At 52.7% G+C, this 15,096-nt stretch carries 15 protein-coding genes; 8 read left to right on the top strand and 7 right to left on the bottom strand.

The features are described from left to right. Nucleotides 1–2 precede the first annotated feature (2 nt). The gene (locus C1N58_RS16400; protein WP_006121520.1) at nt 3–326 is read left to right on the top strand and encodes an MmcQ/YjbR family DNA-binding protein; all 324 of its coding nucleotides are present in this window, start codon (nt 3–5) and stop codon (nt 324–326) included. A gap of 38 nt (nt 327–364) precedes the next feature. On the opposite strand, the gene C1N58_RS16395 is transcribed toward C1N58_RS16400, so the two are convergent. Next, a complete protein-coding gene (locus C1N58_RS16395; protein ID WP_033738979.1) occupies nt 365–1,429 on the bottom strand; it encodes an NAD(P)-dependent alcohol dehydrogenase in 1,065 nt (354 codons plus the stop codon). 227 nt (nt 1,430–1,656) lie between these two features. Continuing rightward, nucleotides 1,657–4,485, bottom strand: a complete 2,829-nt coding sequence (gene uvrA / locus C1N58_RS16390; RefSeq protein ID WP_033738980.1) for an excinuclease ABC subunit UvrA — start codon at nt 4,483–4,485, stop codon at nt 1,657–1,659. A gap of 224 nt (nt 4,486–4,709) precedes the next feature. On the opposite strand from uvrA, the gene ssb1 reads away from it, so the two are divergent. Then, complete coding sequence (ssb1, locus tag C1N58_RS16385) at nt 4,710–5,252, top strand: single-stranded DNA-binding protein SSB1 (protein WP_006121517.1); 543 nt, start codon at nt 4,710–4,712, stop codon at nt 5,250–5,252. Between the two features lie 256 nt (nt 5,253–5,508). Here ssb1 and C1N58_RS16380 read toward each other — a convergent pair whose 3' ends face one another. Both C1N58_RS16380 and C1N58_RS16375 read right to left on the bottom strand, forming a co-directional pair. Further along, nucleotides 5,509–6,081, bottom strand: a complete 573-nt coding sequence (locus C1N58_RS16380) for a DUF1349 domain-containing protein (RefSeq protein WP_054634664.1) — start codon at nt 6,079–6,081, stop codon at nt 5,509–5,511. 93 nt (nt 6,082–6,174) lie between these two features. Beyond that, complete coding sequence (locus C1N58_RS16375) at nt 6,175–6,693, bottom strand: isochorismatase family protein (RefSeq protein WP_039339066.1); 519 nt, start codon at nt 6,691–6,693, stop codon at nt 6,175–6,177. A 126-nt stretch (nt 6,694–6,819) separates the two neighbouring features. Here C1N58_RS16375 and C1N58_RS16370 point away from each other — a divergent pair, with 126 nt between their 5' ends. Continuing rightward, the gene (locus tag C1N58_RS16370) at nt 6,820–7,653 is read left to right on the top strand and encodes an AraC family transcriptional regulator (RefSeq protein WP_054634663.1); all 834 of its coding nucleotides are present in this window, start codon (nt 6,820–6,822) and stop codon (nt 7,651–7,653) included. Nucleotides 7,654–7,724: 71 nt separating this feature from the next. Continuing rightward, a complete protein-coding gene (locus tag C1N58_RS16365) occupies nt 7,725–8,705 on the top strand; it encodes a DMT family transporter (RefSeq protein WP_039339063.1) in 981 nt (326 codons plus the stop codon). 903 nt (nt 8,706–9,608) lie between these two features. Here C1N58_RS16365 and C1N58_RS16360 read toward each other — a convergent pair. Next, on the bottom strand, nt 9,609–10,004 hold the full coding sequence (locus tag C1N58_RS16360; RefSeq protein ID WP_033738988.1) for a transposase: 396 nt from the start codon (nt 10,002–10,004) through the stop codon (nt 9,609–9,611). Between the two features lie 523 nt (nt 10,005–10,527). On the opposite strand from C1N58_RS16360, the gene C1N58_RS16355 reads away from it, so the two are divergent. Both C1N58_RS16355 and C1N58_RS16350 read left to right on the top strand, forming a co-directional pair. Beyond that, a complete protein-coding gene (locus C1N58_RS16355) occupies nt 10,528–11,784 on the top strand; it encodes an oligosaccharide flippase family protein (protein ID WP_033738990.1) in 1,257 nt (418 codons plus the stop codon). A gap of 8 nt (nt 11,785–11,792) precedes the next feature. Then, entirely contained in the window at nt 11,793–12,743 is a 951-nt protein-coding gene (locus tag C1N58_RS16350) for an ATP-grasp fold amidoligase family protein (protein WP_283788168.1), read from the top strand. 52 nt (nt 12,744–12,795) lie between these two features. Here C1N58_RS16350 and C1N58_RS16345 read toward each other — a convergent pair whose 3' ends face one another. After that, nucleotides 12,796–13,077: a YjcB family protein gene (locus tag C1N58_RS16345; protein WP_006121568.1), complete on the bottom strand. Its 282-nt coding sequence runs from the start codon at nt 13,075–13,077 to the stop codon at nt 12,796–12,798. A 243-nt stretch (nt 13,078–13,320) separates the two neighbouring features. Next, nucleotides 13,321–13,746: a superoxide response transcriptional regulator SoxS gene (gene soxS / locus C1N58_RS16340; RefSeq protein ID WP_006121570.1), complete on the bottom strand. Its 426-nt coding sequence runs from the start codon at nt 13,744–13,746 to the stop codon at nt 13,321–13,323. Between the two features lie 155 nt (nt 13,747–13,901). On the opposite strand from soxS, the gene soxR reads away from it, so the two are divergent. Both soxR and C1N58_RS16330 read left to right on the top strand, forming a co-directional pair. Beyond that, nucleotides 13,902–14,387, top strand: a complete 486-nt coding sequence (gene soxR / locus C1N58_RS16335) for a redox-sensitive transcriptional activator SoxR (protein ID WP_006121571.1) — start codon at nt 13,902–13,904, stop codon at nt 14,385–14,387. Between the two features lie 39 nt (nt 14,388–14,426). Next, a complete protein-coding gene (locus C1N58_RS16330; protein ID WP_033738991.1) occupies nt 14,427–15,092 on the top strand; it encodes a glutathione S-transferase family protein in 666 nt (221 codons plus the stop codon). Nucleotides 15,093–15,096 lie beyond the last annotated feature (4 nt).

Below are 15,096 nucleotides of genomic sequence, written 5' to 3'. Positions count from 1 at the left end.
GTATGAATAATTCGGACTTACTGACGTACTGCATGAGCAAACCCGGCGCAGAGCAGAGCGTTCACAGCGACTGGAAAGCTACGCAGATCAAGAGCAACGGCGTGCTGTTTGCCATGGTGCATGAAGTCAAAGGGCGTCCGGCGGTGTCGCTCAAATCCTCGCCCGCGCTGGCAGAACTGATGCGGGATGAGCACAGCGATGTGTTTCCCAGTGAACATCTGAATAAATCACACTGGAACACGCTGTTTTTAGACGGCACGCTGAAAGATTCGCAAATTTACTATCTGGTGGATGCCTCTTTTCAGCAGGCAGATACCGGGCGGTAACGGCCCTTTCCCGGCGTGGGAAAGGGCACAGGACAGGATTACGCCGCCGCGTTTTTACGCAGCGTATCGATATCAATGACAAAGCGATATTTTACATCGCTCTTCAGCATACGTTCGTAAGCCTCGTTGATCTGATCCATGGCGATCAGCTCAATATCTGACGTGATGCCGTGTTTGCCACAGAAATCCAGCATCTCCTGGGTTTCAGCGATACCGCCAATCAGCGAGCCAGCGATGCTGCGGCGTTTAAAGATCAAATTGAAAACCTGTGGCGCGGGATGATCGTGTTCAGGCGCGCCGACCAGAGTCATATTGCCGTCACGCTTCAGCAAGGTGATAAACGGATTAAGGTCGTGTTGCGCCGCCACTGTGTTAAGAATGAAGTCAAAACTGTTGGCATGTTGCGCCATCTGGTCGGCATCTTTCGAAATGACCACTTCGTCTGCGCCCAGACGTTTTCCGTCTTCGATTTTTGACGGTGAGGTGGTGAATAACACGACATGCGCGCCCATCGCGTGAGCAATTTTTACGCCCATGTGCCCCAGTCCACCCAGCCCCACGATCCCGACTTTTTTACCCGGGCCGACATTCCAGTGACGCAGCGGTGAATAGGTGGTGATACCGGCACACAGCAGCGGTGCCACACCGGCCAGCTCCAGGTTTTCTGGAACGCGCAGCACAAAGCTTTCATCCACTACCATAGAGGTGGAGTATCCACCGTAGGTGATAGCCCCTGTCTGGCGATCCTGACCGTTATACGTGCCGACAAAGCCATTTTCACAGTACTGCTCCAGACCTTCCTGACAACTTGGGCAGCTGCGGCAGGAATCAACCATACAGCCAACGCCGACCAGGTCGCCGACTTTGTACTTCTGCGTCTCGGGGCCGACTGCGGTCACGCGGCCAACAATCTCGTGTCCCGGAACCACAGGAAAAATGGTGTTTTTCCACTCATTGCGCGCCTGATGCAAGTCAGAATGACAAACGCCACAAAACAGCACGTCAAGCTGTACGTCATGAGCACGAAGCTCACGCGGTTTGAAATCAAACGGTGCCAGTTTGGACTTTGCATCCTGAGCAGCATACGCATGGGTAATGTTCATGGTGTCTCCAGTTAAAGTGTGTCGTGATTTTTCGATCAACGCCGCAGCATAACGCGCGCAGCAAGAAGGTGACGCCCGGGGCGTACCAAAGGGGAACGAATTAAGGATAGTCAGGGGAGGGAAAAGCGTATATGCCTATATGTGTCTGAATCTTGCCTGATCCTGCATTTTTCAGGGTAAATTGTGCAATCCCTGTAAGAAGGCCCGCGTGATGCGGGCCTGCAATTTTATTTTTTCAACAAGGGCTTAAGGAAGCGGGCCGTATGTGATTTTTCACATTCGGACACGGTTTCTGGCGTGCCTGCCACCAGAATTTCACCGCCGCCACTGCCGCCTTCCGGCCCCAGGTCGACAATCCAGTCCGCCGTTTTCACGACGTCGAGGTTGTGCTCAATGACCACGATGGTGTTGCCCTGATCGCGCAGTTGATGCAGCACTTCGAGCAGTTGCTGGATATCGGCAAAATGTAACCCGGTGGTGGGCTCATCCAGAATATACAACGTCTGTCCCGTGCCGCGCTTCGACAGCTCACGCGCCAGCTTGACGCGCTGCGCTTCACCACCGGACAGGGTGGTGGCCGACTGACCCAGGCGGATATAGGACAATCCAACGTCCATCAGCGTTTGCAGCTTACGCGCCAGGGCAGGAACGGCATCAAAGAACTCACGCGCTTCCTCAATCGTCATTTCCAGCACTTCGTGAATGCTTTTGCCTTTGTATTTAATCTCCAGCGTTTCACGGTTATAGCGTTTGCCTTTGCACTGATCGCACGGCACATAAATATCCGGCAGGAAGTGCATTTCCACTTTCAGCACGCCGTCGCCCTGACAGGCCTCACAACGTCCGCCACGCACGTTAAAGCTGAAACGGCCTGGGTTATAACCGCGTGAACGTGATTCAGGCACGCCGGCAAACAGCTCACGAACCGGCGTAAAAATACCGGTGTAGGTGGCCGGGTTAGAACGCGGCGTGCGGCCGATGGGGCTCTGGTCAATATCGATGACTTTATCGAAGTGCTCCAGACCGGCGACATCGCGATACGGTGCTGGCTCAGCAATGGTGGCCCCGTTCAGCGCGCGCTGGGCAATCGGGAACAGCGTATCGTTGATCAGCGTCGACTTCCCTGACCCGGAGACGCCGGTGATGCAGGTAAACAGGCCAACAGGCAGCGTTAAGGTGACGTCCTTCAGGTTGTTACCGCGCGCGCCCGTAATTTTCAGGACCTTCGAGGGATCGCCCTTCACGCGCGTTTCAGGCACGGCGATTGCGCGTTTGCCGCTGAGGAACTGGCCGGTCAGCGAAGCTTCTTCCGCCATAATCTGCTCAACCGTACCTTCCGCGACGATAGCGCCGCCGTGCACGCCCGCGCCGGGACCGATATCGATCACGTGGTCGGCGGCGCGAATCGCGTCTTCATCGTGCTCGACCACAATCACGGTATTACCCAGGTCGCGCAGGTGAATCAGCGTGCCCAGCAGGCGCTCGTTATCGCGCTGGTGCAGGCCGATTGACGGTTCATCCAGTACGTACATCACGCCGACCAGACCGGCGCCAATCTGGCTTGCCAGACGGATGCGCTGGGCTTCACCGCCCGACAATGTTTCTGCAGAACGCGACATCGACAGGTAGTTCAGGCCAACATTGACCAGAAAACTCAGGCGATCGCCGATCTCTTTCAGCACTTTTTCCGCGATTTTAGCCCGCTGACCACTGAGTTTCAGATTTTCAAAAAACGCCATGGCATGACCGATGCTCATGTCTGAAATGGTCGGCAGCGTGGTGTTTTCGACATAGACGTGGCGCGCTTCACGACGCAGACGCGTGCCTTCACAGCTGGCGCAGGCGCGATTGCTGATAAATTTCGCCAGTTCTTCGCGTACCGCTGAGGATTCCGTCTCTTTATAACGGCGCTCCATATTGTTCAGCACGCCTTCGAACGGATGGCGACGCACGGAGGTGTCGCCACGGTCATTAATATATTTAAATTCAATCGTTTCTTTGCCGGAACCGTACAGAATGACTTTCTGCACGCTGTCCTTGAGGCTGTTAAACGGCGCTTCTATATCGAAGTCGAGATGATCGGCGAGTGAGCGCAGCATCTGGAAGTAATAGAAGTTACGACGGTCCCAGCCACGGATGGCGCCGCCTGCCAGCGACAGCTCTGCATTTTGCACTACGCGATCGGGATCGAAATATTGCTGCACACCCAGACCGTCACAGGTCGGGCAGGCACCGGCGGGGTTGTTAAACGAAAACAGACGCGGTTCCAGCTCACTCATGCTGTATCCGCAAACCGGACAGGCAAAGTTCGCGGAGAAGAGCAACTCTTCTGCCGCGCTGTCGTCCATATCGGCCACAATCGCGGTACCGCCAGAGAGTTCCAGCGCCGTTTCAAAGGATTCCGCCAGGCGTGTCGCCAGATCATCGCGGACTTTAAAGCGATCGATAACCACTTCAATGGTGTGTTTTTTCTGCAGTTCCAGCTTAGGAGGATCGGAAAGATCGCACACTTCGCCGTCGATCCGGGCGCGGATGTAGCCCTGCGTCGCCAGGTTTTCCAGCGTTTTGGTATGTTCACCTTTGCGATCTTTCACGACCGGTGCCAGCAGCATCAGACGGCGACCTTCGGGCTGTTCAAGCACCTGATCGACCATCTGGCTCACTGTCTGAGCAGCCAGCGGGACATCATGGTCCGGGCAGCGCGGTTCACCCACGCGGGCAAACAGCAGGCGCAGATAATCGTGAATCTCCGTAATCGTGCCTACCGTCGATCGCGGGTTATGCGAGGTCGACTTTTGCTCAATGGAGATGGCCGGCGACAAACCCTCAATATGATCGACGTCCGGCTTCTCCATTAAAGACAGAAACTGGCGCGCATAGGCAGAGAGCGACTCCACATAGCGGCGTTGACCTTCCGCATACAGCGTATCAAACGCCAAAGAGGATTTACCGGACCCGGAAAGGCCAGTAACCACAATGAGTTTGTCGCGAGGGATGGTCAGGTTGATGTTTTTCAAATTATGGGTGCGGGCACCACGAACTTCGATCTTATCCATTCACCTTTCCCGGATTAGCTGCACTCACCGCGCCCTGTGACACGGCCAGAATAAACGCATCATTATGGCACAAAAAATAGACTGAATAAATATCCAGTAGTTTTTTGCTTTTTTCCGGCAGATGATTAAAAATGGAACACTGCTCGAAACTGGGAAACCAGGCGCGGGACGTGTTAGAATTGATCGTTTAGAGTTGACGTAATCATTCATCGGGAGACAGCAACATGGCCAGTCGTGGCGTTAACAAAGTGATTCTTGTCGGGAATCTGGGTCAGGATCCGGAAGTACGTTACATGCCAAATGGTGGCGCTGTCGCCAACATTACGCTGGCTACCTCTGAGAGCTGGCGCGACAAGCAGACCGGTGAAAACAAAGAGATCACCGAATGGCACCGTGTTGTGCTGTTTGGCAAACTGGCGGAAGTGGCGGGCGAATACCTGCGTAAAGGTTCTCAGGTGTATATTGAAGGCCAGCTGCGCACCCGTAAATGGCAGGATCAGGGCGGTCAGGAACGTTACACCACGGAGGTGGTTGTCAACGTGGGCGGCACCATGCAGATGCTGGGTGGACGTCAGCAGGGCGGTAACGCGCCAGCAGGCGGCGGTCAGGGCAACAACAACGGTTGGGGCCAGCCTCAGCAACCGCAGCAGGGCAATAACAACCAGTTCAGCGGCGGCGCACAGTCTCGTCCGCAGCAGCAGCCCAGCGCTCCGGCCAGCAACAATAACGAACCGCCGATGGATTTTGACGACGACATTCCGTTCTAAGCCGTCTGTCAGTCTCTGTTGCAGAAAGCCCCATTACCGGGGCTTTTTTGTTTTGTTGGGGATGTCTGGTTTAACTCTGCACCACTTCCCGCCTTTCACGCACATCGTGGCGTGGTTTATCCAGCGCCGGGACTGGAGGCGCGATGACCCGGCATGACCTGGCCGAAATAGATGGCCTGTATCCTGAAAGCCCGGGCAAGATCGGGCACGGGCGACAAAAAACATGTCATCACATCTCTGGACGACGCGCCCGCCGTTAACTTAAATCATGCAGTGCTTTATCCAGCGGCGGCGTCAGAAGCATGTCGCGGAAGGTGACCGCCAGGCCGGCACGCTCCGGCGTGCAACACATAGCACCTATCCTGAGCGGACCGGGTGGAAAATAGCTCAGACGTAATAAAGGCCACGTTTGTCCGTCTGCCGAATACTGCAGTCTCAGGCTGTCACCTTTGCGCGTCAGCCGGAGCCAGAACGCTCGCGGATCGCCAGGAAATATCCCCGTTGCCCAGTCGGAATGGCCGAGCGTCAGCACGCTGCCAATGGCGGGCGCACCATCGTTATATTCAATTCCTGCTTTTAGCCAGTGCTGTGCGTCGCGTATCAGCATCAGTCCGGCCTGATCGTACAGCGTGGTAAAGTCTGCGCAGATTTTGAGCTGAAAAGTCATGTCGCCGTCCACCTCCGTGGCAAAGACATGGCCGGAAAAGCGCTCAAACCCGTACCAGGTCTTGTGCCAGAAATCGGTCTTATCATCGGTGGTGACCTGTAGCGTACCGTTCTGGCACTGCCACGTTGCAGGCTCATTGATCCAGGCAAACGACTCAAACATAGCGCCTCCAAAATTGGCCATAACTGGCCGGGCTGATGCGACTCAGGATGAAGAAAGAGTCAGATGGTCTGATACGGATGAAAGCGTGATCGCTTAACGCCACCCGGCCAGCACGGTATCGGTATCGATCACGCGTGGTACGTTACCCGGAAGACTTAAGCCCGCCCAGACTTCATTATGCTGGCCAATTAACTGTTCCGCACTGGCACAGGTCCGGTCGGCGGTGGTATGGGCGTCAGCGGCGACGGTGATGCGATAGCCCAGTCCTGCGCCGACCTTGATGGTGGTGTCGACGCAGTAATCAGTGGCACACCCACAAATAACAAACTCATGAATAGCCAGTTCACTCAGCAGTGAGGCCAGGGACGTCCGCCAGAAACTGTCGCAGGCTGTCTTGGTAATAAAGTGCGCATTCCGGGATTGAGCCATCTCGGGTAACAGCGCAAAGGCCTGGCTGCCTGGCACCATGTCGCCTTCGCTGTGCTGAATAAACAGCGTAAGATCAGCCTGTTCGATGAGGCGGTTAATCTGCCTGACCCGGCCAGCCCGATCGAAACGCGGCGTGGTAAATACGCCATTTTGCATATCAACTACCATTACAACACGCTGCATGATGTTTCCTCGTCAATACACCTGTTACGCAGTGTCATGTATTCAACCGGGGATGACAATCTTTGCATTTCATCCCCTTTTAACGGCATGCTTGCAGATTCTGCCAACCGGATAAGGAGCGATAACGTGGAAGGCGTTCCAGCTGTTTTTCCTTGTGAAAAAGATCGTGCGCTGTTTCGGCAGTTGCCTGAACTGCCGGGCGTGGAACTTTACCAGGCGCATATTTCCCGTTATGCCTTTGCTCCGCATACGCACGAAGCCTTTGGCATCGGCACCATCGAGGCCGGGGCACAGCGCTTCCGTTACCGCGGTACGCACTACACTGCCCCTGTCCATTCTCTGGTCATGATGAATCCTGATGAGCTGCACACTGGGGAATCGGCCTGCGAAACGGGCTGGCGTTATCAAATGATCTACATCCAGCCCGACTGTATGGATGAGCTGAGTGGCGACCGTGGCTGGTGGTTCGGGGATGCGCTGCGAACGGACGTGCGACTTGCGCAGCCTGTGTCGCAGTGTCTGGCGGCGCTGTGGCAGGCCGATACGGCCCTGGCGCGTTATAGTCTGCTGTCAGACCTGCTGGTGCGCATCCGTCCACAGGCCCGTATGGCCTCAGCGCGTAAAGTCGATGCCAGACACCGTTTTGATGATGTGCGCGACTACCTGCGCGCCCATCTTGGGGAGCCGGTCAGGCTGGACACGCTGGCGGCATTAGCGTCGTTATCACCGTGGCATTTTTTACGCGCCTTCCGCGATCATTTCCATGTCACGCCCCAGCAAATGTTAATGGCTTACCGGCTTTATGAAGCCAAACAGATGCTTGCCAGGGGTGAGGCCATAGCCAGCGTCGCGGCAGCGGTAGGCTTGACCGATCAGGCGCATCTGACCCGTGCGTTTACCCAACGTTACGGCATTACACCGGGCCGCTATCAAAAGCAGATCGCGCCACACAGGTCCTGACCGCAATTTGCTACAAGGCATGCTTACCTGTTTGGTTCACACTGAAGCAAAAAGACAGACAGGAAAAAGCCATGTTGACAGGAATAATGTTTGCCCTTGCCGCAGGCATGATGTGGGGGCTGATTTTTGTTGGACCGGTCATCGTCCCGGATTATCCGGGCGCGTTGCAGTCAGCCGGGCGCTATGTCGCGTTTGGCCTGGTTGCGTTGCCGCTTGCCTGGCACGATCGTTTCCGACTGCGCCAACTGAGCGCCGCCCACTGGCGGGAAGCATTAAAGCTGTCGCTGGTTGGCAATCTCTTCTATTACGCGTTTCTCGCCAATGCGATTCAGCGAACGGGGGCTCCGGTCTCCACGATGATCATTGGTACCTTACCGATCGTCATCGCTGTCACTGCAAACCTCTGTTATGGCCATCTTGAAGGACGGCTCTCATGGCGACGGCTTATCCCGGCACTGCTGGTGACGGGCGCAGGCCTGGTTTGCGTTAATGCGGCGGAATGGCAACTCCAGGGGGCAACGCTCAACGGCCAGCGTTATCTGACCGGCATTGCCCTGGCGGTGATGGCGGTGGTGTGCTGGACCTGGTATCCGTTGCGCAATGCGCGCTGGTTACGCAACCATCCTCAGCTTAAGGCCGCGACCTGGGCCACCGCGCAGGGCATTGTGACCTTACCGCTGGCACTTATCATGTATGCGCTGGTCAGCATACAGCTGGCGTGGCAACAGCCTGATTTTGCGCTGCCTTTCGGCCCCCGGCCTTTGGTGTTTATTGCATTAATGCTGACGATTGGCCTGCTGTGCTCATGGGCCGGAACGTTATGCTGGAATGCGGCCAGCCAGCGACTGCCTACCGTATTGATGGGGCCACTCATCGTCTTTGAGATTCTCTTTGGCTTGCTATGGACGTTTATCTGGTATCAACACTGGCCACCTGTTCTGACAATGATCGGTATTGTTTGCCTGATCGTTGGCGTGATTTGGGCGATGCGCATCAAGCCACAACCCCGCGTGACCGCCCTGAACAGGAAATCATCTGAACGTCCCGGATAATGAATAATTACTGGGAGTGATATTCACGCTTTTTCGGATTATACCGAGGTGTAAAACGGCGAAATAAAGCCGCCTCGGTAATCTGCCGGGTTTAAATCTTCCTCAAAACCGCCACTCAGCCATGCCGTATTTATCCACACAGGCGGCTTCCGCCCCCTTAACAGCAAGATAATCGCACATATTGTTCAATAAATAGCCAGAAAACGGCCGGGTAAAGCGCGTTTATTCCTCAAAAAGCGGACAGATGAAGGTAAAGCGCTAACCCGCACCCAGCTTTTATGTTTAAAAAACGGTGAAAACATACCGTTTGGCTAAGAGAAATCCTTATCAGAAACCACCTTTTACTTCAGGCAGCCTTAATTTCAGCAGAATCAGACTGCGCTTCGCTTATATTTACTGTTTAACAGCAGACATCAATAGCAGGCAGAAATAGTTATCAATTGTGCGCTACCGGATGAAAGTGTTAAGTATCAATAAACTGTTAATCTGAGATTATTCTGGGCCATTTTTATCTTTTTATGCGATTACGCATAATCTGACGATCGGCAAAACATTTCTCAGGACCAGTCGGTGCTAAGGAAATGTACGGAGAAATCAAAATATGATTACTGGGATTAAACGAAAAAGTGGAACAGCGGCAGTTTCTTTTAGACGAGCTAATGAAAAAAAAAGGAAGGTCCAGTCTCACCGAAATGAGACTGGGGGGATAAAAGTGGTGTAGATTGAGAGACTTTTGCTGTTGTAAATCAATTTTACCGCAAAAAAGGAAGCGTAACCGCAAATCCATTCATTAATTACGGACTGGGCGAGGCGCGCCATCCTAATGTCCTGTTAAATGCTCTTCATCTCTTCTGGTAAGAACAAATCTCAGCGAGGTAGCTATCAAAAGCAATGCTCTCAGTATTAACGGTTTTCTGATCCCGTTGGGTAATGGTAAACACTACGGCTAATATCCAGCAAACGGCAGCTGCGGCGCGTGCCGACATCGAATGTGTCCTGCAGGAAGTTGACGGCCTGACGCTTCTCGTGCGTAGTAAAGAAGTTCTTCAGAACGCTTTGCAGCATCTCCTTATCGGAATGAAGTGCATGCAGTTCGCGCGTCAGTAACTGTACCTTTTCTTCCAGCTCCTTGATTTTTCTACCTTCTTCCGAGGCTAACCCAGAAAACTTCTTCTTCCAGCTATAGAAGGTTGCCTCAGAGATGCCAAGCTCTTCACAAATCTCTTTAACCTTAACGCCCGATTCAGAAGCTTTAATGGCATTTGTGATTTGATCTTCGCTATATCGTGACTTTCTCATAAATGCTCTTACCTTTCTTATCAATTAATGGATGAGGATTACTTTATTAACCTTTGGTACTGTAAAAGTGTGTGGAATGCCGTGTTTAAATACGGACGTTAAATCACGTGGGTTAAATTAAGATATTTAGAATAAATATCATCATGGGATAAATCTTATTTTATTCTGATCGGGATGCCGCGCCTTCCTGGTATGGGTTTTTTGATATAAATTCATCGCACCCCAAAGATAAAAAATGACTGTAATTTGGCTGGTTGACGCCTCCGCATCCGTTTTATTCAGGAATGACGGTTTTTGTTAACATTAATGATTTCATTTTGAAATCGTTTCCAGTAGTCGGCATTCGTGCCAGATATAATCAGAATTCTCCTGAATTCTTTCATTAAAATATAATCGGATTCTCATTTTCGAGCCGGGTTGGCTTGATGATTATCATTTCGCTTTGAAATTTAAGCGCTTATTAATTCGCCCACGGATGGGCGTGCCGAAGCGGTAGATGTTGAGTATTACTAAGGAACAGTCGATGAAATTTAGCGTAATGTCTAATGCCGCCTGGATGATGTCTGAAAAGATTATCTCCGTCTTTGGCGTCATTTTCGTGACGTCTTACGTGGCTAAATCCTTTGGCCCAACCCTATTTGGGCAGATGGCGTTTTCAACATCGTTATTTGCCATGGTGCAAACCATAGCCCTATTTGGCACTGAAACTATTTTGTTTAAACGTGTCAGCAAAAATGCCACCAAAGGTTTGCGCTTAATGCGTATTGCACGTACTTTGCGTATGGTTTTATTACTTATTACCTCGGCACCAGTGTTAATTTGGGTCTGGTACAACATGCAGGAAAATTTCCTGGCATTTGCGCTGGCTTCATTTGTTGCCTCTGTTTTTGTCACGCAGGATACGTTTAGCGTTTATAACAATGCACGTCTGGCATCAAAGCTGAATACCGTGGCGAATGCCGTCGGCATGCTGGTGAGTTTTGCGTTGAGTTTCACTATTGCCTGGCTACGCCTGAATCCGCTGTGGCTGACATTGTCAGTTATCACGGTAACGTTGGTGCCGTATGTCATTAAACGCTACTGCTTTTACCAACAGCATCAGGAGCAATTTCCCCCGCGGGAAACACGCACCCTGTATTTGCGTTATCTGCTGTATGCGGGCTTGCCATTGGCCATTTCCAGCATTTTTATTTCTGTCCAGGTCAAAACCGCGCAGATGTTTTTGGCCGGCATCGCCTCGGCGCGCGAGCTGGGTTTATTCGCTGCTGCCAATACGATTGCCGCGTCCTGGATTTTTATTCCCGTGGCGCTGATTACCTCCTGTTTCAGCGAGATTTTTCGTGCGCGTGGAGACGAAGCCGTCAGGCTGACGGCCCGGCTCAATGGCTACGTGATGGCCGTGTCGCTGTTGATGTTGTTTATCGTCGCGTTGTGGGGTGAGCACATTATTGTGGCGTTATATGGCCCGGCCTACAGGCAGTCAGGCAACCTCATCACGCTGTTATCCCTGGCGACCAGTTTTTCGGCAATGGGAACCGTCGCGTACCGTTTTATGGTGAAAGAAGGGGGCTTTGATTATTTACTGAAGAAAATCATTTGTCTGGTGCTCATCAGCATCCCGCTTTCCTGGTGGCTAATTCAGGGCTACGGCATCATGGGGGCCGCCTGGAGCGTTTTTCTGTCTGAGCTCCTGTCCCTCACCGTCATGAATTACTTCTTTAAACGCGGCGTGATTCAAAAAATTCAGGTTTCCTCACTTAACTACAAAACCTACAAATGAGGTCAAATATGCTCAGGTTGAAGCAAGAGCTCAGAAGAAGTTTGCAGTACTTTATTAAGAAGATGCCCTGGACTTATCAGGATCGTATTTATTACTTCCGCAAGTTCAGAAAGCTCCCGAATCTGCGTGAGCCCAAGGTCTTCAACGAAAAAGTGCTGTATCGCAAGTTTATCCATGGTGATTACCAGCTGTATGCGCGCCTGTCCGATAAGTATTCGGTGCGCGACTATATTGCGGAAAAGATTGGTAATGACTATCTGATTCCGTTGCTCCACGACACCACCGATCCCACCACGTTGAATGATCTTACGCGCTGGCAGGGCACGGTTATCAAACCGAATCATGCTTCAAACATGGTAGAGATCGTGCTGGAAGAACCGGATGCGCTTCGTAAGCAGCAAATCATTCATAACTGCTATTCGTGGTTAAAAACCGATTTCGCCAACGAAGCGCGTGAGATCCACTATCGCTATATCAAGCCACGTATTCTGGTTGAGCAGTATATTGGTGACGGTAAAAGCGCGCCGGTTGATTACAAGTTTCATATGTTCAATAAGCGCGATGGCAATTTTGAGTATGTTCTTCAGGTCATCTACAACCGCTGTCAGCCTCAGCTTTCGATGAATTTTTACGTTAATAACCTCTCCGAGGCTTACCATAAAATTCGCGATACCGGCCTGGATGTTTCCCCGATCATGCCCTCACTGGAGCGGGCACTAGCCCTGAGCAAAACGCTGGCCAGTGACTTTGACTACGTGCGAGTCGACTGGTATATCCACGACCAGCACATCTATTTTGGTGAACTGACGTTTACGCCTGGCGCAGGCATGGTAACCGGACTGGATCGTGGCTTAGACAAAATGATGGGTGAAATGTGGATTCAGGAACGTCGCGGAACGCAGAGACCGGACGTTGACGTACAGGATGTCGTCATTCCTGTCATGTTGAAGAAAATTTGACTTTACACAGCAATATAAAAAACCCCGCAAAGCGGGGTTTTTTATTGGTCATTCAGGGCATTGGCCAGTTCGCAGGCGCACGGCTCATCATGTCAATGAACACTTCTTTAGAGACGCTCAAAAAATGGTGCACGTTTTCCATGCTTAGCGTGATGCCCATTAAACCGGTCACAAACCAGCACGACAGACCAACGCCCACGCCGCCACAGAGAAAGGCCATGACATGATGGCTGTCCTGGCGAAGGCGGGTTTTCAGTGTACTGGCGAAAAACATCATTACAGCGCTCAGCAATTCCCAGCGCATAACAAGAAAACTGGTGGTTAGGGTAGCCATCAATTTTGACCTCAAAATCGGAAAGGACGCCTGACTGTCTGCGAACATCACGTCGGCGGAAAAGTCTGTCAGGTGGGGCTCTTTCGTCGGCAACAAACGTCATAATGTGATGTGGGTCACATTATATCATCTGGTTCTCAATTTTTGTACAGAATTTGTTTGATTTGTCAGCGCAGTGTCAAGCCAGCGGAAGGGTAAAAAAGAGGGATAAAGCCGTGCGCCCGATCGGGCGCACGCGGGCTGTTAATTAAGCGGACAACATTCACCCGTTGTACGCTGCGTAAAGCTGCTCATCGTTTCCCCACAGTCAAAGCTCAGCAGGCGTGGACGCTGAACCGCCTGGCGACGCATATAGTGACGATACGCCGTAGGCGTCTGGGAAAACTGGCGGCGAAAGACCCGTGAGAAGGTCTGCTGCGAATCGTAGCCATACTGCATCGCAATATCGAATACCGGACGCTGCGTCTGACGCAGCGCTTCTGCGGCCAGCGTCAGCCGGCGTTCGCGGATATAACCACCCAACGTCTGTTTCGTTACGCTACGGAACATACGTTGCAGGTGCCATTTCGAATAACCGGACTTCGCGGCCACCTCATCGATTGACAGGCTTTTATCCAGGTTCTGGTCAATCCAGTGGGTCAGTGAATGAATGATCTCTTCTTGTATCATGGCCTCATCCTTCTGGTGAATGTCCCCGTCACCGTGCATGCCGCAGTTTGTGAGGCTGATAATCAGCCTGCAGGGGGCGTGACGTCGTCAGGGCGGGTGTTGTTCTGATGGGAAAGGAGTATAATTCCTCAAGTTAACTTGAGGTAAAGTGCCAGATGAAAAAAGATCGCAATTATCCAAAACCGGTGCTGACACCGGGGGAAGTCGCGCGGCGAAGCGGCGTGGCCGTATCAGCGCTGCATTTTTATGAAAGCAAAGGGCTGATTTCCAGCACGCGCAATCCCGGCAATCAGCGGCGCTACAGCCGTGATGTCCTGCGCCGTGTGGCGATCATTAAAATCGCCCAGCGCATCGGCATTCCGCTCGCCAGCGTCAGCGACAGTCTGGAAAACATGCCTGCGGATAAACGCATGTCTGCGCAGGACTGGGGCAATCTGACGCAGCACTGGCGGGATGAACTGGATAAGCGCATCGAAACCCTGACGCGCCTGCGTAACGACCTGGATGGCTGCATTGGCTGCGGCTGTTTATCCATGCGTGACTGTCCGCTCCGTAACCCCGGCGATCGGCTGGGACAGCAGGGATCAGGTGCGGTCCTGCTGGATCCCGAGCAGGATGGTTCTCTGCACAAGGTGAAGTGACGTCTATACTGTCTGCATATTCATTCGCAGGGAATCATGATGATTACTGTTCACCATCTGGAACAATCTCGTTCGCACCGCGTGCTGTGGATGCTGGAAGAGCTGGAAGTGCCTTATCAGGTTAAACGTTATCAGCGTGAAGCCTCCATGCTGGCACCGGAAGCACTGAAAAAAGTGCATCCCTTAGGCAAATCGCCGGTTATCACAGATGGCAATCGGGTGGTGGCGGAGTCCGGGGCCATACTGGAATACCTCGAAGAAAAGTACGACAGCGAGAAGCGATTACAGCTTACCGACGAAGAGGCGCGCCTCCAGGCGCGTTACTGGTTACATTACGCTGAAGGTTCCCTGATGCCGCTGCTGGTCATGAAGCTGGTGTTTGGCCGGCTGGGCAGCGCGCCCGTGCCCTGGTTGCTGCGTCCCGTGGGTGCCGCGCTGGGGAAAGGCGTACAAAAAGCCTGGCTGGACAAACAGCTCCACGTCCACAGGCAAATGATCGAAGATCATCTCTCGGCCAATCCCTGGTTTGCCGGTCAACGATTCAGCATCGCCGATGTGCAAATGAGCTTTCCTGTTCTGGCGCTGAGCCAGCGCGCCGGCTTGCACAATGCGCCCGCCACGCAAAAATGGTTAACCACCGTTCAGCAGCGCGCCGCATGGCAACGGGCCATTCAACAGGGCGGTGAACTCACTCTGCCGGGCTGAGGCG

Source organism: Pantoea sp. SGAir0180 (assembly GCF_043546245.1).
Note: the sequence above shows the minus strand (reverse complement) of the source record. Positions and strands in the feature narration are given on the sequence as shown.